At 44.2% G+C, this 24,022-nt stretch carries 19 protein-coding genes; 15 read left to right on the top strand and 4 right to left on the bottom strand.

Going from position 1 to position 24,022, the window contains the following annotated elements:
* Positions 1–50: 50 nt before the first annotated feature.
* The 12 genes from glgP (at position 51) to NC99_RS12500 (ending at position 10,792) form a co-directional block, all read left to right on the top strand.
* Positions 51–2,636, top strand: a complete 2,586-nt coding sequence (glgP, locus tag NC99_RS12555) for an alpha-glucan family phosphorylase (protein ID WP_053184189.1) — start codon at positions 51–53, stop codon at positions 2,634–2,636.
* A 112-nt stretch (positions 2,637–2,748) separates the two neighbouring features.
* Positions 2,749–4,059 (top strand): DUF2254 domain-containing protein, encoded by a 1,311-nt coding sequence (locus NC99_RS12550; RefSeq protein ID WP_053184188.1) that lies wholly within the window; start codon positions 2,749–2,751, stop codon positions 4,057–4,059.
* 200 nt (positions 4,060–4,259) lie between these two features.
* Positions 4,260–5,660 carry a DUF1593 domain-containing protein gene (locus NC99_RS12545; RefSeq protein WP_053184187.1) on the top strand — a complete coding sequence of 467 codons (1,401 nt, stop codon included), beginning with the start codon at positions 4,260–4,262 and terminating at the stop codon, positions 5,658–5,660.
* Between the two features lie 567 nt (positions 5,661–6,227).
* Positions 6,228–6,875: a hypothetical protein gene (locus tag NC99_RS12535; RefSeq protein WP_053184185.1), complete on the top strand. Its 648-nt coding sequence runs from the start codon at positions 6,228–6,230 to the stop codon at positions 6,873–6,875.
* 222 nt (positions 6,876–7,097) lie between these two features.
* Entirely contained in the window at positions 7,098–7,391 is a 294-nt protein-coding gene (locus NC99_RS12530; RefSeq protein ID WP_053184252.1) for a hypothetical protein, read from the top strand.
* Entirely contained in the window at positions 7,384–7,764 is a 381-nt protein-coding gene (locus NC99_RS12525; RefSeq protein WP_157624861.1) for a hypothetical protein, read from the top strand. Before NC99_RS12530 ends, NC99_RS12525 begins: the two co-directional genes overlap by 8 nt.
* Positions 7,765–7,824: 60 nt before the next feature.
* Complete coding sequence (locus tag NC99_RS12520) at positions 7,825–8,859, top strand: SDH family Clp fold serine proteinase (RefSeq protein ID WP_053184183.1); 1,035 nt, start codon at positions 7,825–7,827, stop codon at positions 8,857–8,859.
* Positions 8,860–8,871: 12 nt separating this feature from the next.
* Complete coding sequence (locus tag NC99_RS21905) at positions 8,872–9,072, top strand: hypothetical protein (RefSeq protein WP_157624859.1); 201 nt, start codon at positions 8,872–8,874, stop codon at positions 9,070–9,072.
* Positions 9,073–9,259: 187 nt separating this feature from the next.
* Positions 9,260–9,469, top strand: a complete 210-nt coding sequence (locus tag NC99_RS12515) for a DUF2281 domain-containing protein (RefSeq protein ID WP_053184181.1) — start codon at positions 9,260–9,262, stop codon at positions 9,467–9,469.
* Positions 9,454–9,867 carry a type II toxin-antitoxin system VapC family toxin gene (locus NC99_RS12510; protein WP_053184179.1) on the top strand — a complete coding sequence of 138 codons (414 nt, stop codon included), beginning with the start codon at positions 9,454–9,456 and terminating at the stop codon, positions 9,865–9,867. The genes NC99_RS12515 and NC99_RS12510 overlap by 16 nt, the downstream gene beginning before the upstream one ends.
* A gap of 297 nt (positions 9,868–10,164) precedes the next feature.
* On the top strand, positions 10,165–10,470 hold the full coding sequence (locus NC99_RS12505) for a nucleotidyltransferase family protein (protein WP_053184177.1): 306 nt from the start codon (positions 10,165–10,167) through the stop codon (positions 10,468–10,470).
* Positions 10,460–10,792: a HepT-like ribonuclease domain-containing protein gene (locus tag NC99_RS12500; RefSeq protein WP_053184175.1), complete on the top strand. Its 333-nt coding sequence runs from the start codon at positions 10,460–10,462 to the stop codon at positions 10,790–10,792. Before NC99_RS12505 ends, NC99_RS12500 begins: the two co-directional genes overlap by 11 nt.
* Positions 10,793–10,873: 81 nt before the next feature.
* Here the strand turns inward: NC99_RS12500 and NC99_RS12495 are convergent, their stop codons facing one another.
* The 4 genes from NC99_RS12495 to NC99_RS12480 all read right to left on the bottom strand — a co-directional run bounded on the left by NC99_RS12495 (position 10,874) and on the right by NC99_RS12480 (position 21,648).
* Positions 10,874–12,856 carry a T9SS type B sorting domain-containing protein gene (locus NC99_RS12495; RefSeq protein ID WP_157624857.1) on the bottom strand — a complete coding sequence of 661 codons (1,983 nt, stop codon included), beginning with the start codon at positions 12,854–12,856 and terminating at the stop codon, positions 10,874–10,876.
* Between the two features lie 44 nt (positions 12,857–12,900).
* Positions 12,901–13,842 (bottom strand): hypothetical protein, encoded by a 942-nt coding sequence (locus NC99_RS12490; protein ID WP_053184171.1) that lies wholly within the window; start codon positions 13,840–13,842, stop codon positions 12,901–12,903.
* Between the two features lie 59 nt (positions 13,843–13,901).
* Complete coding sequence (locus NC99_RS12485; protein WP_082326466.1) at positions 13,902–20,486, bottom strand: HYR domain-containing protein; 6,585 nt, start codon at positions 20,484–20,486, stop codon at positions 13,902–13,904.
* Between the two features lie 406 nt (positions 20,487–20,892).
* Entirely contained in the window at positions 20,893–21,648 is a 756-nt protein-coding gene (locus NC99_RS12480) for a LytR/AlgR family response regulator transcription factor (RefSeq protein WP_053184167.1), read from the bottom strand.
* Positions 21,649–21,809: 161 nt separating this feature from the next.
* On the opposite strand from NC99_RS12480, the gene tsaB reads away from it, so the two are divergent.
* The 3 genes from tsaB (at position 21,810) to efp (ending at position 23,920) form a co-directional block, all read left to right on the top strand.
* Positions 21,810–22,523 (top strand): tRNA (adenosine(37)-N6)-threonylcarbamoyltransferase complex dimerization subunit type 1 TsaB, encoded by a 714-nt coding sequence (gene tsaB, locus NC99_RS12475; RefSeq protein WP_053184165.1) that lies wholly within the window; start codon positions 21,810–21,812, stop codon positions 22,521–22,523.
* Positions 22,520–23,251, top strand: a complete 732-nt coding sequence (locus NC99_RS12470) for a DUF3108 domain-containing protein (protein WP_053184163.1) — start codon at positions 22,520–22,522, stop codon at positions 23,249–23,251. Before tsaB ends, NC99_RS12470 begins: the two co-directional genes overlap by 4 nt.
* 99 nt (positions 23,252–23,350) lie before the next feature.
* Positions 23,351–23,920: an elongation factor P gene (efp, locus tag NC99_RS12465; RefSeq protein WP_053184161.1), complete on the top strand. Its 570-nt coding sequence runs from the start codon at positions 23,351–23,353 to the stop codon at positions 23,918–23,920.
* Positions 23,921–24,022 lie beyond the last annotated feature (102 nt).

The raw sequence follows: 24,022 nt of genomic DNA, 5'->3' as shown, positions 1-24,022 counted from the left end.
TGTCTCATGTTGAAACTAAACTGGTTTTTATAGTAATTTAATTTATTTTGATGGAGATGAATACAGAAGGTGTAAGATTTATAAAAGGACCTGTTGTGGATATGCCAAATTGGAAAAAATTGTTTGTTGAATCAAACATTCCTGAAAAACTAGCTCCTCTAAAAGAGTTGAGCAAAAACCTGTGGTGGGTTTGGAACACGGAAACACGTGAGCTATTTGCCAAAATAGACCAGGAAATATGGGAAGAATCTGTCCATAATCCGATCGTTTTGCTGGAGCAGGTAAGCTACCAGCGATTTAAAGAACTGGAAAACGACGAGTCGTTTATTCAGGAAATGGACAGCATCTACGAGCGTTTTCAAAAATATCAGCAAGAGCGGGAGCAGAAAATAGGCCCCAAAATCGCTTATTTTAGTATGGAATATGGGCTGCACGATAGCCTGAAGATTTTCTCCGGCGGCCTCGGAATTCTGGCGGGCGACTACCTGAAAGAAGCCAGCGATTCGAAAGCCGACCTGGTAGCCGTGGGACTCCTCTATCGCTACGGTTATTTCAAGCAGGTTATTTCGTTGCAGGGCGATCAGATGGCCAATTACGAAGCCCAGCAATTCTCGAAAATACCGGTGCAGCCGGCATTCGACAAGGATGGCAACTGGGTGCGTATTGAAGTTGAATATCCCGGACGTACCCTGCATGCCCAGGTTTGGGAAGTGAAGATCGGATCCGTCAGCCTTTATTTGCTTGATGCCGATATTGACGACAACAACGAAAACGACCGTTTTGTCACCCATCACTTGTATGGCGGCGACAACGAAAACCGGCTGAAACAGGAAATGCTGCTTGGCTTGGGTGGAATTCGCGCCCTAAACAAGCTGGGCCATGCCGATGCCGATATCTACCATTGTAATGAAGGCCACGCCGCCATGATTGGGCTGGAACGAATTCACAATTTGGTGGTGGACAGTAAGCTGACTTATGCCGAAGCCAAAGAAGTGGTGCGGGCATCAACCTTGTTTACCACGCACACCCCGGTACCTGCCGGGCACGATGCTTTTCACCAGGATTTGTTTGCCATGTATATGAAAGATTATCCGGCCAAGATTAACCTGAGTTGGGACGAATTTATCATGTTGGGAAAAGTGGCGCCACATGAAGACCATTTCAATATGAGCTTTTTGGCTGCCAACCTGTCGCAGGGAATCAACGGGGTAAGCATGCTGCACGGCGACGTGTCGAAGCACATTCTAAAACCCCTGTTTCAAGGGTATTTATCCGAAGAATTGAATATTGGCTATGTGACCAACGGGGTACATTATGCGACTTGGACGGCCAAAGAATGGAAAGCCATTCACCTGAAATACTTCGGAAAAGATTTTACCAATAACCAGTTGGATTTTGACTTGTGGGACAAGATTTATAAGGTGCCTGATCAGGAAATCTGGGATCTGAAACAAGATCTTCGATCAAAACTGATTGATTACATCAAGGCACGCTTTGCCGATAACTGGGTGAAACGCAACGAAAGCCCCAAATTGATCAGCGAAGTGTTGAGTTCGTTGAATCCGAACGCGCTGACCATTGGTTTTGCCAGACGCTTTGCAACCTATAAGCGGGCCCACCTGTTGTTCCGCAACCTCGACCGCCTGGCCAAGATTGTCAACAATCCCGAACGTCCGGTGCAGTTTATCTTTGCGGGTAAAGCGCATCCGGCCGACAAAGCCGGGCAGGACCTGATTAAGTACATTGTTGAAATTTCCAAGCGCCCCGAATTCTTAGGAAAAATCCTCTTCCTGCAGAATTACGACATGAACCTGGCCAAGCAACTGCTTCAGGGCGTTGATATTTGGCTGAATACACCAACCCGCCCGCTGGAAGCTTCGGGCACCAGTGGCGAAAAAGGCGTGATGAACGGAACCCTGCATTTCTCCGTGTTGGACGGATGGTGGGTGGAAGGTTATAAGGAAGGTGCCGGCTGGGCTTTGCCCCTGGAGCGTTCCTACGATGTGCAGGACTTTCAGGACGAGCTGGACGCACAAACCATTTACAACCTGTTTGAAGACGAAATTGTACCGGCCTTTTACGACCGCAATGCCAATGATGTGCCGGAAGAATGGGTGGGATACATCAAGAAAACGCAGGCCCAGGTGGCCCCGAACTTTACCACAACCCGCATGATACGCGATTACCAGGAGCGCTTTTACGCGCCCCAGGCCGAGCGTGGCGCACGGTTAACAGCCGATGACTTTAAATTGGCCCGCGAAATTGTAGGCTGGAAAAGCAAGCTTGCTGAAAAATGGGACGACATTGAAGTCAAGGAATTTGAAATTGCTGATGGAATTACCAATGCCATCCGCATTGGCGAGGAATACCCGGCACGTGTGGTGCTCGACCTGAAAGGTTTGTCGGCCGATGAAGTTGGGGTTGAAATTGTGATGACCGAAAACGGCGGAGGTGATGACCCGGAGCTGATTGAATGCAAAACGTTTGATGTGGTTGGTAGCCAAGATGGACTGACCACCTACAAACTCAACCTTCACCTTACACATCCGGGAGCATACAACTATGCCATCCGCATGTTCCCCAAAAACGAGAACCTGCCACACCGGCAAGATTTCGGGTACTTACGTTGGTTGTAGCAATCAAAAAAAAGAAATAGGAAAAGGCAGGCTGAAAAGCTTGCCTTTTCTATTTGTTCTGAAGTTTCGTTTGATAACATTCCTTATTTTTGCTTTAAACTCGTCTGTTGATATGAAAAAAATTCAATTTTTTTGGAATGAACTGAAAGCTTCGTTTTGGTTTATCCCTGTGCTAATCATTACACTGTCGGTCCCTATGGCCATTGGGTTTGTGTATTTGGACGGGTTGACGAGTATATCACAGGATGGTCTTCAGCGGTTATTTTTTGTGAGCAGTGCTGATTCTGCCCGGAGTATCTTGTCAACCATATCCGGCGCCATGATTGGAGTTGCCGGGACTGTGTTTTCAGTTACCCTTGTGGCTTTGACCTTGGCCTCTTCGCAGCTTGGTCCACGATTGATCAAAAACTTTATGTACATACGTCTGAATCAAGTCGTGTTAGGCGCATACGTATCAACATATTTGTATTGCCTTGTCGTACTGAATGCCATAAAAGAAAGTGAAGGTTTTACGTTCATACCGTCAATTTCTATTTTTTTGGCGATAATCATCGCCGTTGTTAACATTATACTGCTGATTGTATTTATCCATCAGATTGCCATCAGTATTCAGGCCGATAAAGTGATTTCTGATATTCATGTATTTATCACATCACAAGTAAAAACGCTTTTTCCTGATAAGTTGGGGGAGGAATCAGCTGCTGAAAATGGCGTTCGAGTGGCTAAGGTGAAGTCTCAATACGATACGATCATTTCTGTGAAATCGCCAAAGAGCGGCTATCTTCAGTATATTGATCGTGACGCATTGTTAAGCATGATGACTGCTGATAATTCGCTTTTCGACTTAAAGGTCAAACCAGGTGATTACCTCGTGGAAAATATTGAAATAGGGAAAATATACCGCAGTGGAAAGAAAAATGAAAATGACTTTGCAAAAGTCAGGAGTCAATTTATTATCGGAACAACAAGAACCTCACAACAAGACTTTGAGTTCTCCATCCATCAAATGGTTGAAATCGCAGCGCGGGCGCTTTCTCCGGGAGTAAATGACCCCTATACCGCAATAGCCTGCATTGACAACCTGACAGCTACAATGTCTTATCTTGCTCAGGTCAAGTTTCCATCAGCCTTTCAGTTTGATAGCGAAGAAGACCTAAGGGTCATTGCTGTTACCTTGAGTTTTGAGGGTGTTTTGGATGCTGCATTTAATCAAATACGCCAATTTTCGGCCGGGAGTACAGCTGTTATCATCAGGTTGATGGAAGCGCTGATCACAATTAGTCAATTCACAAAAAGCACAAGGAATAGAAACGCGATTATTCGCCATGCGAGAATGGTATTAAACCTGGGCAAGGCATCAATAAGCGAAGAAAATGACTTGAAAGACCTGATGGAACGATCAAAAAAATTGGTGTCGGAATGACAGGCACAGGCGCTGCAGGTCAGCCATGCTCTTTGGTGGCAGTTTCATAGCAGGCGGATTGCTGAACCCGACTTGCAAATGCAGGGCTCACCCTTGGTTCCCACTCCGTAAAACAACAGGGAGGGTTTGAAATGTAAGTTCAATTCTTTTTTGCTTTAAAAGATTTTACATTTGTTGTCAGATTTACTAAACAAACAATCATGAAACTGAAGTACCTATTGTCACTCATTCTCCCATTTATTGCACTGCAGATTTTTGGTCATCATCCGAAGGAAAAGGAAACTTTAAAACCACGCATTGTTGTGCTTACCGATGTTTCAACATGGGAAACCGATGATAGCGAATCGTTGGTGCGACTTCTTGTTCACGCTGATATGCTGGAAATTGAAGGATTGATTTTTACAACAGGCTGGAGCCTTGATGAAACCCGCGATGACTTTTTTCAGTTAATTCACGATGCCATTGATGCCTATGAAAAAGATTTGCCAAACCTTATGAAGCGATCGGAGCAGCTTAGCTTCGCGGAAGATGAATCCAAACAGACGATTGGATATTGGCCCAGCCCCGACTATTTGCGAAAACAAACCATGTTTGGCAGTAATAAAAGAGGGATGGATCAAATTGGCAACGACAATCGTTCAGACGGAAGTAATTTGATTGTTCAATTGGCTGATGAAGACGATGAACGCCCGGTGTGGGTCCTGCTTTGGGGTGGTGGAAATACCTTGGCACAAGCTATCTGGCAGGTTCAGCAAGAACGAACGGAAACGGAACTAAATACGTTTTTGCACAAAATACCAACCTACGCCATTACCGACCAGGATCGGTCGTATAAAGAAGGAACGCCCTATGACATTAGCGCTCACCAGTGGATGCGCAGCGCGTTTGAAAAAGACCTGATGTTTCTTTGGGATGAATGTGCCTGGAAATATCAAAACGGCACCGGCAAAAAGAATTGGGATGAATATGCCCGCCACATTCAAACTCATGGAAACCTCGGAAAGGTCTATCCAAAGTATAAGTTTGGTGTTGAGGGCGACACGCCTTCATTTCTGCATGTCATGCCTAACGGGCTAAATAACCCGCTTATTCCTGATCAGGTTGGCTGGGGTGGTTATTTCGAATGGGGCCAGGGACCCGACAACGCTACTTTTGCTTACACCAATCACGAAGGAAAAGCAAACCAGATTTGTGCCAAGTATGAAGCCTATTTTTATCCGGCTACCTTCAATAATTTTGCCTCCCGGATGGATTGGGCTGCCGAAGGTCGGGGAAATCGCAACCCGCTTGTCGTCGTTAACGGAAATCGTGGCCTTGAGTCCCTGTCGGTTGAAAAGAAAGAAGGGAAATCGATTGTCCTGGATGCTTCAAATTCATTCGACCCCGAAAATGATCAATTAAGCTTTAAATGGTGGGTATTGACGGAGGCCGGAACTTATCAGAAAGCGCTGACAATTCCTGGTAACAATTCACCCGAAATCACAATTAAACTACCTGCTGATTCAGCAGGGAAAAATTTTCACGTGATTTGTGAAGTAACGGACAATGGAGAGCCTAAGCTCACAAGCTACCGGAGGATCATTGTTCATTCAAAAAAATAAGTTGCCAGCACAGCCCCCGCGCGAATCCTTTCGCGTTGTTGGGATGAATAGCAAAACGCTTACCCATCGTTGTTGCAAACGGTGCCATGGCGCGGCAGCGGGGCAATTCGGAACGAGTGCATCATGCTGAGCTGCAACAACCGCTGACAGCATTGCAACAACCCCTGACAGTACTGCAACAACCCCTGACAGCATTGCAACAACCCCTGACAGCACTGCAACAGCCCCTAGCAGTACTGCAATAAGCACAGACTGTATTGCAACAACCGCTGACAGTCCTGCAACAACCCCTGACAGCGTTGCAACAAGTCCTAACGACACAACAATAGCTGCTGACAGAACTGCAACAGCCCCTGACTGCACTGCAACAACCGTTGAATATCCGGCAAACCCGCAGCACACAAATGAATACTCATCGATAGGCACCGTAACTGTTTACTGAAACGAAACCCCTCCAGTTAATTAGAATGAATTTAAATTACAGTTTGATGTTTTCTTTAAATAAACCAATGTTTGCCATCTAAATTTATTTTTCGTAACTAGCATAATCAATTAACCCAAACTACCATGAATAAAAGACAGATCAACCACAAGGAAATGCAGGACTCGGTGATCAACTTTTTGGACCGAAATGTTGACAAATGGACTGCGATCCCCAAAGTCGGTGAGTTTAAAAATCAACTCGACACCGTTAACCAGCAAATTGAGCAATCTCAGGAGGCGCAGCAAGCCGCCCAGGTGTTTCTCGGCAAAAGCAAAAAAGAATTGAAGTACGCCATTGCCCTCAAGGGCGATATTTTAAACGATGCCCTGGAATCGATGGGGGCCGTATCCGGAGATTTGGCACTGGAGAGCCGAATGAAAGATTCTTTCTCGGATATTCACCGGCTGACCAACCTTGAGTTTATTCCCAAAAACCAGGAGATCATCAGGGAAGCCGAAGCGCACCTGGACGTGTTGCAGGCTGAGTACGGTGTCACGGTGGAGCAAGTTGACGATTTGAAAGCAGACCTGGATAACTTTCTGCAGTTGAACGGAATGCCCCGGGCCTACCAGATTGAGTCGGCGCAGGCCACCCAAAGCCTGGAACAACTTTTTTCCGAAGCCAGCGACATCCTCAACAACAAGCTGGACAAGGTGATGAAAATCTTTAAACGCCGCGATCCCAACTTTTACAACGGCTACCTGGCCGCCCGGGTGATTGTGGATAACTAAAATAATGGGGAAGAACATATCCTGTTCTATTTACTAGTCGATAAGGGTCCGGCAATAAGCTCGGACCCTTATTTAATGCTTGGAAAGTAAGCCGGAGAATTTGGTTTGGAATGGGGGATATCAGGTCGGAAAGTTACAAACCACACCTGAGATGGAGATGTAAGATAGGTTTGGTGGAGATAGAAGCGAGTTGAAAGAAAATAAGTTTAGGACAATATGCATATGGAAAAAAAGAAAATTGACACTCAAAAATTAATTAATCACCTTAATGGAAAATGGGGACAAGTGAAATGCCCACTTTGTAATCACGGACAGTGGAATATTTCTGATACAGTATATGAATTGAGAGAATATAATGACGGAAATATGGTGATTGGTAATGTTCCTATTGTTCCAGTCGTCCCTGTTACTTGTATGAATTGTGGAAACACAGTTTTAGTGAATGCGTTGTTATCAGGAGCCGTTACTCAACCGAAGAAAGTAAACGAAAATGAAAAGGAGGGCGGTGATGAGTAGTGGTAATTTTCAAATATCTCAGGAATACGAATTAATTCCACCAGAAAAAAGTAAAGCATACCCAATTTTTGTCCACGAATGGAATTTTATCAAAGATAAAGTATCAAATATTGAGATTAGTTTTCAATGGTTTGACTCTATTGGATTTCTTTTAATCGGAGCAGGGATTTCTTGTTTGGTAACAGGATTAACCTCTGATTTTACAAAGGACATCTATAAAATATCAATTTGGGGATTTTTTACAATTTTTATTTTAGCGGGAATACTATCGTTGTTTTTTGGACATTCAAAAAGAAAACAAGAAAATACTAAGCCAAGCGAGATAACTGACCAAATGAATTTAATTGAAAACAGATTTAAAAATGAAGTATAAATTCGGGAGATAAAAAGCGGAACGTTGTGGGGCATTACGAATTAACCTAATAAAAACACTATGCTGAAAGAAAGAATCGAAAATTACAAATGGTTGGAAGAAGATCGCCAATCGAAACTGATGGTTTACATAACTGGCGATAGGCCAGGAATGGAAACACAAATTGCTACAGATGTTTTAGATTATTTTTCGGAACATCTCGACAAAATTAATAAAGTCCCCAAAATTAGTTTATTGCTTTATACTCGTGGAGGAGATACAATGGCTGCGTGGAGTTTAGTAAATCTTATTCGACAATTTTGTGATGAATTTGAAGTTATAATTCCGTCAAAAGCAAGAAGCTCTGGTACAATCATAAGTTTAGGTGCTGATAAAATAATGATGACCAAGCAAGCTACACTTGGTCCAATTGATCCATCTCTAAATAGTCCGTTAAATCCCCAAAACCCGCAAGTTCCTCAAAATCCTCAAGCGAGAATTCCTGTCAGCGTTGAGTCAATTCAAGGTTTTTTTGAACTTGCAAAGCAAGAACTTAAATTAAAAAATGAAGATAATCTTAAGGATGTTTTACTTAGTTTATCAGAAAAAGTCCATCCTCTAGTTTTGGGAAATGTCTATCGTTCGAGAACTCAAATTCAAATGGTTGCAAGAAAATTATTACAAAAGCAACTTGGAGCAGACCAAAAAGAGAAAATTGATAAAATTGTTGCGTTCTTATGTAGTGATTCCGGCAGTCATGATTATGCAATTTATAGAAATGAAGCAAGAGATGAATTAGGTTTAACTGTAGAAAAACCCAATGATGAGCAATATCAAAAATTAAAGGAGATTTTTGAAGATATTAGAAATGAACTGAAACTATTATCTCCTTTTAATGTAAATATAGAGCTAGGAAATGAAGTAAAAGTTAAATATTCATGCAGACGAGTATTAATTGAAAGTATAGAAGGTGGCACACATGTTTATTTATCAGAAGGTGAACTGACAAAAACAACACAAACAATTAACCAACATCCTCCCTTGCCTCCTATTGTACGTTCAACAATAGAGAATCAGATGAATTTTGAAAGTTGGAAATATGAAGAAAACAACTAAATTTGCACTAAGATGAATGACAACAGCAACATTGGAAGATTAACGAACTATGAGCAAAAATGCTCTAATTCTATAAATTACAGTTCATTCAAGACATCTTCAAGTCCATTAAGCTTTCCTGATTTAATGGAAAATGGCATCATAGTTAAATATGATACTCTTTTATTCTCAACAGATATTTTAGAGGAAAAAACTATTTCGGCAGAGAAATAATGCCTCAGCTCCAACGCGAGTCCTTTCCACCGCTCCCGCGCACATCCTTTCGCGTGGTGGGATTAATAAGCAAAGTACTTGCAAATCGAAGCAGCACACGATGCAATCGCATGGCAGCGGCAAGAAACATTCGTTTTCAAAAAATATGAGCACTTGATAGATTTTTGATTTTTTGTACATTTGTGATATGACGACGATAAAAAAAATAGAAACAAAGATAAATCAATTAACCCCTGATTTGATTGACGAATTAGACCATTATTTAGACTATTTGATCAATAAAAGGGTGGCTAAGAAGTCAAGGAAATTAACTCAAAATTGGGCTGGCGGATTAAAAGGAGAGAGTTACAATTCGATTGAATTACAAAAAAAAGCACTTGATTGGAGACAAAAGTAAGATACCTTGTTGACACAAATATCTGGCTTGAGAGATTATTAGATCAAGACAAATCAGATATCGTTTCTAAATTCCTTGATACCGTTCCCCTTGACCAAATTTTTATAAGTGATTTTGCATTACACTCGATCGGAGTAATATTGTCTAGACTAAAAAAACTCGACACACTTGATCAATTTGTAAATGACTTGTTCTTTAATGGATTGATCGAGCAAATATCACTTGACCCGCATGATTTTGTCGATATAATTTCAAATATAGAAAAATATGAACTTGATTTTGATGATGCTTATCAATTGACTATTTCTCAAAAATATGAGATGGCCATCGTAACGTTTGATAAGGATTTCAATATTGAGGGCATTGACAGAATGACTCCTGGTGATATCATTGAGTGAAAATCACCACAGGCTACAATCGCGTAGACCACAGCTCCCGCTCAAATCCTGTCGCGTGGTCGGAAGTGAACCAAAAAGCAAGTTCTGCTAGCGATCCAAATAAACAAATCCGCTTAGTTTTTCGTTGCCCCGGCCCAGGTCGAGGGTGTAGTAGTAGGTTCGCTCCAACTTTCTTGTCGACGAACAAGGATACAGCCGGAAAACCCAACTGTTTCCTATCGTAAAATGTGATAACCAATTGTAATCTGGCACTTGTGAATCTTGAACTTTAATTTTAGATTTGTACAAAACATTGATATGCAGCGTCTAATATCCGATAATATTGAAAGAATCAAATCGTTGTGCGAGACACATAACGTAGCGTCGTTATTTGTTTTTGGCTCGGTTTGCACAAGCAATTTTAACGACAAAAGTGATATTGATTTACTAGTCTCGTTTAAGCCGATGGATTATGGCGATTATGCTGACACCTATTTTGAATTGGCGGATAAATTTGAGAATCTATTTCAACGCCCTGTTGACTTAGTAACTGACAAATCGTTATCAAACCCCTATTTTATTCATACCGTGAACCAAACAAAGACCCTGATATATGGACGTTGAGATCAAAAAATATTTGTTTGATATTCAGGAATCAATTGATTCAATTCAAAAATATCTCGGTGATAAACGTGATTTTAAATCTTACATGGGAGATAAGATGCTAAGAAGAGCGGTGGAAAGAGAATTTGAGATTATTGGAGAGGCAATGAGTAGAATAGAAAAATTAGATTCAAGTATTGAGATAACGAGTAAGCGACAGATCATTAGTATGCGCAATCGCGTGATCCATGGTTACGATAAAATTGATAATGAGATTATCTGGGGAACGATTGTGAGACATTTACCTACCTTGAAATTGCAGATTGATAATCTTCTTGACTAGACAACAACTGGTTAACACTTATCCCCCAGCTCCCGCGCGCATCCTTTCGCGTCGTGGGATAAAAACAAAAAGCAAGTTCCGCTATCGATCCAAATAAATAAATCCGCTTAGTTTTTCGTTGCCCCGGCCCAGGTCGAGGGTGTAGTAGTAGGTTGCGGTGGGCATTTCCCCGTTGCCGGTTCGAATGCCGCGGGTAGCTTTTCCATCCCAGAAACCATCGCCTCCGGGCCCGTAGTTTTCCGATTCGTAGACCAAATTCCCCCAGCGGTTAAAGATTTTCAGGCTCACCCGCTCGTAGCTTCCAATGCCAACAATTTCGAAGTAGTCATTCAGTCCATCGCCATTGGGCGAAAAGGCGTTGGGCACAAACAGGGCCTCGTCGCTTACGCGCACCAGCACGGTGGCTTCGTCGCAGCGGTTGGAATAATCGCACACCGCATAAATAAACTCATCGTGCCCCACATAAAACTGGTCGGGGGTGTAGGTGATGATGGAGTCGGAAGTGATGGTGGCAAAACCATGACTGGGCGGCGACACAATGCTAACCGACTCGGGATCGAGCTGCCCTTGCGGTTTGTCGTTTCGCAGCACGTTGATGTCGGCATAGGTGTTTACCCGCACGCCAATGGCATCGTCGATGGCGGTTACCTGCACCAGCAGTCCAACCGTGACTGAGTCGCGCGCGGTGCAGCCAAACTGGTCTATCGCTTCCACGTAATATTTGCCCAGTCCTGACACTTGCGGCGTGGCGGTTTGCGAGCCGGCAATGATTAAACCCTCGCCTGCGGAACGCCAGTTGAACCTTAGGTTTTGTCCGGTGCTGGCCGAGGCATCGAGCAAAATGACATCGGTAGGATTGTTGACAAACACTTGTTTGTTGATAACAAGCAGTGGCGGATCGATCACTTCAACCCGGACGGCATCCGAGGCTGTTTGGCCCTGGCTGTCGGTTACTGTTACCGTGTAGGTGGCTGAGCTTCCCGGTGTGAATGTCGGGCGCGGACTGGCCGGATCATCCAAGCCAGTCGTGGGTGTCCACGAAAAGGACAGTTCGCCCTGCCCGGTGCTGCCCGAGGCATCGAGCTGGATGGGGACACAGCTTCCGGTTTGCAGGCTTTCTTCTACAATCAGGGCAATCGGCCGGTCATCGGGCGGTGTCACCACAACGGTTTTGGATAGTACGGCAGTTTGGCATCCTGTTGCATTGGTGGCTTGCACGCTGAGCACATGCGCGCCTGCTTGGTTCCAGTTGATGGACTCGGTGGTGCTCGTTTCGGAGCTGAGCTCCAGGATGGTTCCATCGGGCCTGAGCACTGACCAGTGATAGCGGTAGTTGGAAGGACCTTGAGCCGAATAGCTTGAAATGGAGCCAAAGGCCAGCTGGGCTTCGTTGGTGTTGAATGAAATTTCGGGCAACGACAAAATCGTTGTGCTCTGAATATTTTGTCCCTCGCGGGCTTGAATGGTCTGATTTTGGGCATCAGTCGCTTCCGTCAGCTGGACGGTGATGCTGGTGTTTTGGGTGGGATCAGCTGTAAAACTTTCGTTGCTGATCAGGATTTGCTGGTTGAAATAAGTGACGGTTTGAGGTGCTTGCGGCCTGCCATTGACAGCGAACGAAACCGTAACCGGAAAACGATCGGCAGCCCATAAGTCGCCCTGGGCATCAAAAAACTGAAGGTCAACCGTCAAGTCATTGGCACCTTCCTGGTAACATTGGCTGGTGGTGGCATTCGAAACGATGAATCCTCGTTGGCCACCGGAAATGACTTCGAGACGAAGTGCTTTCAGGTTGCTGCAACCGTCAGGATCGCTTTCGTGCACCATTAAGAAGTAAACCCCTTCGGACAGCCATTGAATGTCAACAGAAGAGGAGTTTTTTGAACTTAAAAATTGATAGTCGGCCGGATTGGCCGGTGTTAGCGGAACAAGGTCTTTATAAACCTGCCACTCATAGTCGTTGCCGGCATGCTCATCGACCTGGTAGTTGTGACTGGCCCCCACAAAAGGGGAAATAGCATCCTGTGCGGCCACATAGGTGACCGCCAAAGATAAGATTATCAACAGGATGCTATTTTTCACTTAACCAATCTTGCTATGAAGGTTGATTAGTTGTCTGTAGTAATTTGGCTTGTATTTGGACGAGCACTGATGTCATTTGTTGCTATATCATCATCAACATCACTAGTACCATTGATTTGAGTAACGCCATTGTTGTTGCCGTCCATACCCGTTAAGCTGATTTCAATATTTTGAGCCGATGTGCCTTCATTCCCAGTCTCATTGGTCGTATTGTTATCAACAGCAACTTCAATGTATATATACTGGTTGTCAGTCGGCACAGATATTTCAGTTGCCGTGGATGTGCTTACAGCAAAACTAGTATAGCCTGATTGTGGTCCTACTCCTGAAGGCGCAGTTGTTCCCCATGTTGCAGTAATATCAGATCCTGCTACATTTGTATTGCTAAATAGCAATGAGGGCTTCCAAGAGGTTGTTGCTAAATTAATTCCCTTAGCTTCAATCCGATAATAAAGATAGGTAGTTCCGTAATCATAATTGAAATCTTGAGCATCCGACAAAGTGGTAGCATTGGTTTGATTCCAGCCTAGAACAGCTACGTCAGCAGCACAATAAGTTCCCTTATTTCCAACAATAAGCGGGGTCAAATCGCCATCAATTGAAACAATGTCCATCTCAAATGCATTTTGAGGCTGAACAGCTAATACTTTTCTATTGGTACAACTTCCGTCATTTTCTATCACATGCACATAATATGTCGTAGTGCTTGATACCACAGGATTTACCCATGTAATAGAAATAGAATTGCCCGTTGTCGCTGACAATGTTGCAACAGAGGGTACTACAGAATTTTCACCGGCAACATCACTAGTAACATCCCATAAATAAGTATTAGTTCCATTCTGAGTAACAGAATAATCATGCTCACTCCCTACAAAAGGAGTGGTACCAGAATCAGTTTGCGCCATCACATTGGCGCTCATGCCCATTACGAGGAACAGGCTCAAAAGAGTAAAAAACTTTTTCATTGTATAAAAATTTAAAGGTTAAAATTTAAAAATTAATTTGTCATCTATCTTGTTGTTAATTAATCCGTTTCAATGTCGGAGGTGTTTGGAACACCCCAGAGGGTTACGTTGTCACTTTCGTCGTTATTAATGGTTTGTTTGGTAATGCTAAAATGGTCGGTGGCCGACTGAATCGTCAGGTTAAAATCTTTGTCCACTCCGGCTTCGCTGATAAAGGTAAAGGCGATCTGCACGGCCGGTGCACCCGACTCTTTGGTAACGGCCACGGCATAAGTTGCATCACAATGTTCAGTGGTCACGATCGATTCTGAATCATTGGTAAATAAATTTGAAACTTTTCCCGTGCAGCCATCTATGTCATCCGAAATGCTAAACTCAAAGGCGTAAGGCTCCACGCCGCCGGTAAAATCCACATCCCAAAAAACAACGGTGGGCGCGCCTGTTCCCCCATCCTGACAGGTGGGACCCAAGGGCTCAACACCGGAGTTAAAATCGGTTTCCTGCACCTCAATGTCCAGTTCGAAAACAGCCGAACAATTGCCTGTGAGCTGTTCTTTGATTACCCGAATGGTGTAGGTTTCGCCTTCGGTAAAGTAATTTTCTGAGAAGGGAATAACCGCATGGCGCGGATTGCTGTCCGGGAAGCTGATGTCAGGCTCAACATCGGTTCCCGACTGATCGAGTACCAGCCAGGTGTAAGTGTAGTCCTCGGGGGCGGCTTCATCCCGGTCAATTTCGTACGGGTGGGTGGAGGTGATAAACGGTTTTTGTCCCGAGCCTACCGCGCCTTCGCCCGACTGGTTCTCGTCGTAAATCATTTCGGAGATTTCGAGCGGGGCCAGGTTGGTCAGGTTGACCATAAAACTGCACGAGTCTTGGTTGCCGTCTTCATCGGCATAAATCAGCCAGATTTCGGTATCGGCAAACACTTCGGTATTCACTACAGGTCTTTGCGTAACCGTTGGATCGGCGTCGCAGTTATCGTTTAAGCCAATCAATAAAGTGGTGTAGTCCACTAGTAAAGCGGAGCAATTACCTTCAGCATCCAGTTGCTGGCTGACAGGGCAGCTGGCCGTTGGCGCGGTGTTATCTTCGATAGTAATGGCCTGCTCACATGTTCCTGTGTTTCCACATTCATCCTCAAAGCTCCAGGTGATGATGGTGGTTCCTTTTGGAAAAGCGATGTCCAAAATGCCACCTGCTGCTTCAATCAAACTTCCATCAATGGTGTAAGCATGATAAACCGTTACATCGCCAAAACCACAACCATCTGTAAAGTTGGTTGGAGCAGCAATGGTGAGTATTTTTTCGCAATTTTCATCGGCTGAATCGGTGATGTCGTCCGGGCAATCCACAATCACAGGTGCAGTCGCATCAGAAATGGTAAAGGTTTGCGTGCAGCTTGCCACATTGTCGGATTCATCGGTAATGGTATAGGTTCGTACCACTTCACAGGGGTTGATCGCATCCTTCTTGTCAGTGACATCGTCCTCCCATGAAAATATCAAGTTATCATTCGTGGTGCAATTATCAGAAACAGTTCCGCCCAGCGCAATAAATTCGGCTAGGGTAGTTGCCGGGAGAGGAATATCCTTGACACACGAGGCGGTAACTCCAACAGGACAATTCACCAGAGGTGCTTCTTCATCAAGAATAGCAACGGTAAAAGAACAGGTGCTCGTTCGGCCTGAAACATCTGTTGCCGTATAAGTAACTGATGTTTCGCCCGGATTGAATAATTGTTGACCTAGATAATTTATTCCGGTTGTCGGGGAGCTTGCTTCCGTCGCCCCCGACATGGTCCAGGTCAGGCTTTGCAACTTGCCATTGTCCGAAACCACTGGGTTGGGAATTGTTAATTGGCGGGTACAAATCCCTGGACCTGCAGCTTCCTCAACATTATCGGGACAAGTAATCTGGGGAGCCTGTGTGTCCTGAACGGTAATTACCTGGCTGCTGGTTGTTGTATTTTCGCAGTCATCAATTGCTTCCCATGTCCGCGTGATGGTGTAATTATAATGACCTGAATGGTTGACATCAGGGTTTTGTGTTGAAGATTGAGAATAGGTCAGGCTTGTCCCGGCATCGCAATTGTCGCTAACGGTAACTGTTGGAGCTGTTGGAATGTTGTTGTATTCTACCGTAGCATCAGGCGGAACGCCGGACAAACTTGGCGCCTCTGTGTCCTTTTTGTAGGTGTAGGTGCGGGTACAGGTTATTACCTTGGTGTCCAAGTGAAAAATCCACCAGTAAAATCGAAAAGTAGCGGTATAGGTCCTGGTCCGCTCATAAACACAATCTGCCCCGGAAACAGCCGTCTCATTGCCTAAAACGGATGTTTCCGAGTAAAGCTCCCATCCAGCTTCCATATAATAATTCATCTCACCTAAATTTGCGGGAAAATCTGAAGGATTGCATCCAAGGTAAATATCTCCCGGACAAATTGCAGTTGGATCGTCAACTTGTTCTACATTAATATTAAACGAGCAATCCGTTTCATTTCCAGCTCCATCTCTAACCATAATTTGAATGGTTGTTGTCCCCACATTCAGACTTTGTTCACCTAAGGGATTGATTCCACTGGATGAAGAACTTCGTGTGGTAGCTCCGGACATAGTCCAAACAAAATCAGTTACTGCACAATTGTCGTCAAAAAACGTTTCGTTAAAAGGATAGTCAATGGAATTAAATGACGTAGGTACATAAACAATCTCATTATCATAGCAACTGATCAATGGCGCTTCATCATCGACTACCGTCACTAATTGCTCGCAAGTATTACTGTTCCCATTGACGTCGGTCACGGTCCAGGTCACGGTTGTTTGTCCCACATTGAAAATCGGAGGCGCGTCATTGGTAATGAAGGCCACCCCGCAGTTATCATCTGCGACAGGTGTGCCCAAATCGGTAATTACAGCAGAGCACATATAGGGATCGTTGCCGACGGTTATGGGCTCGGGGCATGCAATTATTGGGGGTTCATTATCAGCAACACTGACCTGGAAACTACAGCTTGGTGAATTTCCTGCTTCGTCTGTAGCGGTTAAAACGACAGTCGTGATTCCGCTAATTATTGTTCCCGGAGCGGGTTCCTGTGTAACAGTCGGGGTATCGTCGCAATTGTCGGTTACCACAGCCAGACTCCTGTAGTCAGGCAATACGGCATCGCATGAAGCGTCCGCTTCAATCGTCTGGTTTGCCGGACAGTTAATTAAAGGGGCAGTAACGTCGTTTAAAATTACCGAAAACTCGCAAGAGCCGGTATTGTTTGAATCGTCCGTAGCAGATATAGTAACGGCAGTGGTTGCCGAGATAATTGATCCGGGAGCAGGATATTGAATGATGGTCAATGGTTGGCCGCAATTGTCGGTGGCGTTTACCAAACTTGTATAGTCAGGCAAGGTAGCCTCGCAATTGGCATTGGCATTGATGCTTTGGTTTCCAGGACAGGTCACCAATGGAAGAATTTCATCAATTAAAGTAAGCTCTGCCGAGCAAGAAACAGACGTTTCTGATTCGTCCGTAGCAGTCAAAGTAAAAGTTGTATTGGCAGTGATACTTGTTCCCGGCAAGGGGGACTGGCTTACGACAACCGTTCCCTGACCGCCTTCAATGACCGCCATGCCGGTAAAATCGGGCATGGCAAAATTACAACTAGCATCTACACTGCCAACTTGATCTTCGGGACAGGTAATTGACAACGGAATTTCATCGTCGATATTAGTTACGGCAACGTCATCAGGATTAATGCCGTGATAATTCAAATCATCACTTGACGCAGCATTTAGAATCACAGTGTAAGAAATATTTCCGTCCTCGTCAGGGTCGTCTACCCCGGTTATTGTAACCGTTTGCGGAATATTCCAATTTGAATCGTCGAAATTCAGAACCGATTTGTCTGTTGTGCCTTCAGTGATATCTGATGATTCAATTGTGATGGATACATTATTTGTTGGGGGTGTATCCAAAACAACAGTAAAGCTGGCTTGTCCTCCGGCTTCTGTAGTTTCTAGTCCCGAAATGGGAGACACAGTAATGCCTGGGGTTGCTGAACTAACTGTTATCGGAAAATTGGCTGATGCACCCCCGTTTCCGCAAGCGTTTGTAGCATAAACCGTAAGCATGCCTGAGGTGGCACCTGGAGCAAAATCGATGGTTATATTTTCTGTTGTACCGTTAATAGTGGCTCCTGTTCCCGAATAAGACCAGGCATAGTTATCAGCCCCGGTAACAACAGGAACTGAATAAGCGATGCCACTTTCCCCATCGTTGACTGAAGATGGGCCGGAAATAGTTCCGGCAGCTGCAGGGAGAGGGCTCACTGTTACGGTGGCGATATCCGAAAAATCAGTCGCGGTTACCGGAATGGAGACGAGACCCGCGTTTGCCTTTGAAACTGTAAGTTCTCTCCTGAAATAAAAGGTGCCAGGAGAATCAGCGACAGGCGTATAATTTTGAGTGTTCGCTCCGTCAATATCTGTCCAGGGGCCTTCAGCTGAGGAAGCTTGCTGCCATTGGTATGTGACGGTATAACTGCCAATGCTGGAAATAGGGGCCTCCGTATAAGAATCATTCGCTGTGATTGGAGTGGTTGAAGCTCCCTGACATAGGGTTTGGGAGACCCCGTTGGTCAGGTTGTTGGGTACTTTGGTCAAATTTTGAAAAGAAACCCGGTTACCCCCACCACTTTCATAATACTCATATAAAAGGCTGCTTCTTCCTGTCAGTTCAAACAATATTTTCTGATCCACTACATAACCTCGCTGTTTCCAATTGTCAAATACCTTTACGTTGTCCACGGTCAAGCGAATACCGTCATCGCTACCCATGTCGGCTACATAAATTCCGGTTCTGGTGGAATTCATTCTATACTTCACTGCAAAATACTCTGTGTAAACACTGCAATGAAAAGTGCCATTTGAATTTAAGGGGAAACAAGAGCCTGCCTCATTGAAACTCTGGTCAAAGGTTTCTGTCATTGTCCTGTTTCCAAGGTATCTGGCAAAAGCATTGGCATCGCTAGGGGCTGAGGCTGTTGCATCAGCTCGCTTGTAGAAATGCCCAACCCAAGAGTCGTTGCCGGCTGAGTTTTGATCATCGGGAGGAATGGCTGGAAGGTTGATTGTTAGGAGCGTTGATATTTCTGTACCGGACGCATCCTTCATCCAGACAGTATAATTTCCGGCAGCCAAACCTGTGAATGTTCCTGATGATTGGTATGAACCAGCATTGAGTTTGTATTGATATGGTGATTGTCCGCCAGAGCCGGAGGCGTTAATCTCACCATCATTTTGACCCACGCAGGAAATATCAGTATGCGTCGTCGTAATCTCAAGCGGATCACTTAATCTACAAGGAGTATTATATGAAACAGCATCCAGGTCCAAGTCCCAGCCATTGACACTTGTAAATTGAATAAATCGGGTATCTATACTTAATGGAATAGTTTGTGTAAGCCAGGTGTTTTGAGTATTTATTGTATAGGTAGCAACTTCAGTCCATGCTGATCCATCGACTGAAATTTCGACCCGAATTTGAGTTGCATTGTTTGAACTCCTGCGCCATCGGGCATCAACTGTGCCTCCCGCAAGTAAAATATTGCCCCCAGCAATGTCTAATGTGACCCCGTCGTTTGTTTCATGCAGTTGGGATCCATTATTGTCAGGCGCACCCACAGCATCACCTGAATCTGGCACACCAGTAAAGGAAACAACGGCAACCGCATTGCCCGAGCAATATGCAGGCGGGCTATAAATGACGTATTGCCCGCCCTGGTTGCCATCGCTCTCCCAATCTGTATAATCTTGTATCAAAGAGCAGTTGGAACCTGAGCAATTGCTTGTTCCAAAAACATAAAAATCAGCACCATTTTGGATCCAGGTATTCCCCCCTTCTGAATAAAAGGTGCCGACAACAATAATATCGGAACCTGGAGAGACAGCAATATTGCCACTTTTGGTAAGATCTCCATTAACAACTACCAATCCCGAATTCACATTCAAATCAGCATCGCTTATGGTATTTAGTGTTAAATCGCCGTCAACGACCACAGTACCGCTGTTATTAAGATTTCCTCCGGAATGGAAATCCCCACCGACATCAAGCATTGTTTGGGAAGTCTTGTTGTTTGTTTGTCCGGTAACATCAAGATCGTCCTCAACCACAACTTCCCCACTATTATTCAAATTGCCACCAATAATCAGTGAGTTGCCCACATTGACAATAGCAGAAGAACCAACATCCAAATTTTTCGCGACAGAAAGATCGCCTTCCACGCTTAATTGGCTGCTTTCTCCGATTGATAACGATGTGTTTTGGAGGTAAACGGTGCCGGTAACTTCAAGTACCCCCCCAGCTTTTATATATAGATTTGCGGAATTGCTAATGGTAAGGTCACCATTGACAATGAGCTTCCCCCCGGACTCGACTGAGATTTGGGATGAGGTCCAAATTAAATTGCCATCATAGGTAATTACGTGGCCTGAGTTTATTTCTGCGCCATCGCCGTTGACCGGATAACCAGTTCCATTCCAGGAAGTATCATTGATCCAATTGCCAGTTCCAACACTATTGTACCACGTCGCATTTCCAGCCATTGAGACAGCTAAAAAAACAACTGACAAGATAAACCTCCAACTATTCATCGGCTCACCAGGTTATGAATACGACATTTGATTTCCTTCACGCCTGAAACTTCATCCAGTTGCAGTACAACCTCTTTCGTCTTATTTCGTGATGTGTCAAAACGGAGACACGGAAATGAATCCCGACTCTCAATTTCAAAGAGATTTCGTGAAGAGTATAAAGAAATAAGCGCTGTATAACTATCCCACATCGAATTTGCCATCCCCAAAAGTTTGATTCATATGATTCAATAAGCGACTTTCAATCCCTCTTTCACGTATCCATATGAATATAAGTCCAATCACAGGTATTTCAAGGCGTTAAAGATAGAGGATTCTTTCATAAATCAATTGCAAAATGAGCAAACCCTAGCAAGTAACTAGCAAACTGGAGTACCTCCCTACCGAGCCAGACAAAACGATCAGTTTAAAGTCGGTTATGGAGCAGTTTATCAAGCAGTTCTTCCTTGTGTTTGGGCGAAACAGGAAGTTTGGATTTATCGGATAGTTCAACCAGTCCGCCATCGGTCTTCAGGTAGCGCTCAACAGATTTCAGGTTGACCAAGTGTGACCGGTGAATACGACAAAAACCGTGCGGTACCAACAGTTGGTCAAACTCGAGCAAAGTGCGGCTAATGAGCACCGAAGTGCCATTCTGATAAAAGACCCGGGTGTAGTTGCGTTCGCCTTCACAGCGTAAGATATTGGTCACTTTAATGATAGCAAAGCCATTCATTTCAGGCAGGGCAATGGTTACATGCGAACTTTCACCCTTGTTGTCGATGCTGTTTTTCAGAACTTCAACCCGGTGTTTTTCGCTGAGTACCGGAATTTCGCTGATTCGCTGGATGGTTGCTTTTACATTTTCAACCAGCACCGGTTTCAGGATGTAATCGAACGCGGAATATTTAAAGGCAGTAATGGCATAGTCGCTGTAGGAAGTGGTGAAAACCAGTTTGAAATTAACTTCCGGCAATTTTTCAATCAAATCGAAGCCGGTTCCATCAGGCAGTTCAATGTCTAAAAACACCAGATCAGGTGCTTGTTTTACAATCAACTCAACGCCGGTTTCTACCGAGTTGGCTTCACCAACTAATTCAATGTCAGGGAAGTGCTGATCCAGTATGCGAAATAATACCCTGCGGGCTAACTGATCGTCATCAATAATTGCGGCTCTATACATTTTTCCTGAGTAAAAAATCAGTTAAAACTAATAAAAAATAGAAATTATTTAGTCATTAAGAACAATTTGTTTTTTAACAAAAAAGCGCTATTCGTTTTTCCTGATCATTTTAAGGGCTTGTTCTGTTAATATCTTAATTTTGTTGCCAAATTGAGACCATCATGACAATGATATTGAATCTTGAATCGTCAACCGAAGTTTGTAGCGTTTCCATCGCGGAAAACGGCCAGCTGATTGATTTTGTTGAAAGCGACGAAGGCCAAAATCACGCCCGCTTGCTCAGCGTTTTCGCCCAGGAGTTGATGAACCGGAACCAGCTTGAATTCAGCCAGCTAAAGGCGGTTGCCATTAGTAAAGGGCCGGGCTCATACACCGGGCTTCGGATTGGTGTTTCACTGGCCAAGGGGATTTGCTTTGCCAACCAAATTCCGCTAATCGCCATCAGTCCGCTAAAATCGATGAGTGATCATGTCCGCTCAAACTTGGCGGAGTATGGCATTTCGCCATCACCCGGTTTGCTGTTGTGCCCCATGATTGATGCCCGGCGAATGGAAGTTTACACCGCGCTATACGATCGCGATTTGCAAGAAGTGGAAGCGGTTTCTGCAAAGGTTGTCGACTCCAGCACCTTCGCGCCTCAGCTTGAAAAACATCCCGTCGTTTTCTTCGGAAATGGTGCTGCCAAGTGCAAAAGCGAGATCGATCATCCCAATGCCTTGTTTATTAGTGATGTTAAGACTTCGGCACAGTTTATGTGTTCTCTGGGCCTGAAAGCATATGAAAACAATCAATTCGAGGATGTCGCTTATTTTGAGCCTTTTTACTTAAAGGATTTTATTGCAGGCATTCCCCGAAAAAATATTCTGAAAAAATGAAACAACAAATAATTTTTATTTTTCTGCTTGCCAGTATGGTCGTCCGGGCACAACCCATTGAGGAACTGAAATATCACATGAAATACAGCTTCATTAAAGGTGGAGAAGCGACTCTAAGCGTTGAAGATACGACGTATCAGGGAAAGGAAGCGCTTCATTTACTGCTTGATGGCAATACCGTTGGGGTGACCAATATGCTGTACGGTGTTCATGATATTTATGAAAGTATTGTCGATCCGAAAACCTTTATGCCCTACAAGGCGATTCGGAACATTAAAGAAGGGAGTTACCGTTGGTACAACGAAGCGTTTTTCTTTAACGACCGCGATTCGATTTATTCGCAACGATCAGGTCCTCGTGAGGTTCCGCCGAATACTGTGGATTTTATCACCGCTTTTTTTCACATGCGAAATACGAATTATCTCGATCAGTTTGAAGGGGGAGAGGAATTCTCAATTCCCGTGTTTCATGCCGATGAGTATTTTATGATGAAAGTTAAATACCTTGGGAAAACAAAGATTAAAACCAAACTTGGAACAAAAAGATGTCATGTCATTCAGCCGCGTATCGATAAAGGGAAAGTGCTGAACAGTGACAGCGGACTCAAGTTCTATATTACCGACGATGAACACCGGATTCCGGTACTGCTCGAATTTGACCTGAAAGTAGGCGCCCTGAAATGTGAGATCTATTCGTACAAGAAAAAAGGAGTTGAACAAGTTGATTGAGGCCATGCAGGCGAATGGTTTAGCGTCGAAAAACTAAATTATTAAGCAGAAATTGCCTACTTTTGCAGCAAAATTCGTAATTCACTATAAAACAGGGATATGGCAAGTACATCAGATTTTAGAAACGGACTGACAATTGAATACAACGGACAGATTTTTACCATTGTGCAATTTCAACATGTTAAGCCGGGAAAAGGCGCAGCTTTCGTGCGCACCAAATTGAAAAATGTGAAAACCGGGAAAGTGATCGAGAATACATTCAACGCCGGTGTAAAAGTAGATGTTGTTCGGGTTGAAAGAAGACCGTACCAATATTTGTACAAAGACGACATGGGTTGTAATTTCATGCACACCGAAACTTTTGAGCAAATTTCATTGAATCCGGACATGATTGAAAATGCCGACTTGATGAAAGAAGGACAGATGATTGAGGTGAACTTTCAGGCTGAAAACGAAACGCCGCTGACGGCTGAACTGCCTGCCTTTGTTGAACTGGAGATTGTTCAAACGATCCCCGGTGAAAAAGGCAACACGGCAAGTTCAACGGCTTTGAAACCTGCAACGCTTGAAACAGGTGCCGAAATTATGGTGCCGCTTTTCATCAATGAAAACGATATCGTGAAGGTTGATACCCGCGATCGCAGCTATTGTGAACGCGTGAAAAAATAGAAAATTCCATATTTTCATCAGGAAGGCCCGGCTACAACCGGGCTTTTTTGATGGATGGCGAAGGCTTGATACTGGATGCTTGATGCTCGATTCTTGATGCTG

It is taken from the genome of Sunxiuqinia dokdonensis (assembly GCF_001270965.1).
GTDB classification, from domain to species: Bacteria; Bacteroidota; Bacteroidia; order Bacteroidales; family Prolixibacteraceae; genus Sunxiuqinia; species Sunxiuqinia dokdonensis.
Note: the sequence above shows the minus strand (reverse complement) of the source record. Positions and strands in the feature narration are given on the sequence as shown.

Coding starts and splice junctions, on each gene's coding strand:
- NC99_RS12530 (WP_053184252.1), top strand. CDS start 7,098: ATGGAAAAAAAGAAAATTGACACTCAAAAATTAATTAATCACCTTAAT.
- NC99_RS12525 (WP_157624861.1), top strand. CDS start 7,384: ATGAGTAGTGGTAATTTTCAAATATCTCAGGAATACGAATTAATTCCA.
- NC99_RS12480 (WP_053184167.1), bottom strand. CDS start 21,648: ATGTATAGAGCCGCAATTATTGATGACGATCAGTTAGCCCGCAGGGTA.
- NC99_RS12500 (WP_053184175.1), top strand. CDS start 10,460: ATGGACGTTGAGATCAAAAAATATTTGTTTGATATTCAGGAATCAATT.
- NC99_RS12485 (WP_082326466.1), bottom strand. CDS start 20,486: ATGAATAGTTGGAGGTTTATCTTGTCAGTTGTTTTTTTAGCTGTCTCA.
- NC99_RS12515 (WP_053184181.1), top strand. CDS start 9,260: ATGACGACGATAAAAAAAATAGAAACAAAGATAAATCAATTAACCCCT.
- NC99_RS12535 (WP_053184185.1), top strand. CDS start 6,228: ATGAATAAAAGACAGATCAACCACAAGGAAATGCAGGACTCGGTGATC.
- NC99_RS21905 (WP_157624859.1), top strand. CDS start 8,872: ATGAATGACAACAGCAACATTGGAAGATTAACGAACTATGAGCAAAAA.
- tsaB (WP_053184165.1), top strand. CDS start 21,810: ATGACAATGATATTGAATCTTGAATCGTCAACCGAAGTTTGTAGCGTT.
- NC99_RS12490 (WP_053184171.1), bottom strand. CDS start 13,842: ATGAAAAAGTTTTTTACTCTTTTGAGCCTGTTCCTCGTAATGGGCATG.
- NC99_RS12470 (WP_053184163.1), top strand. CDS start 22,520: ATGAAACAACAAATAATTTTTATTTTTCTGCTTGCCAGTATGGTCGTC.
- efp (WP_053184161.1), top strand. CDS start 23,351: ATGGCAAGTACATCAGATTTTAGAAACGGACTGACAATTGAATACAAC.
- NC99_RS12550 (WP_053184188.1), top strand. CDS start 2,749: ATGAAAAAAATTCAATTTTTTTGGAATGAACTGAAAGCTTCGTTTTGG.
- NC99_RS12520 (WP_053184183.1), top strand. CDS start 7,825: ATGCTGAAAGAAAGAATCGAAAATTACAAATGGTTGGAAGAAGATCGC.
- NC99_RS12505 (WP_053184177.1), top strand. CDS start 10,165: ATGCAGCGTCTAATATCCGATAATATTGAAAGAATCAAATCGTTGTGC.
- glgP (WP_053184189.1), top strand. CDS start 51: ATGGAGATGAATACAGAAGGTGTAAGATTTATAAAAGGACCTGTTGTG.
- NC99_RS12545 (WP_053184187.1), top strand. CDS start 4,260: ATGAAACTGAAGTACCTATTGTCACTCATTCTCCCATTTATTGCACTG.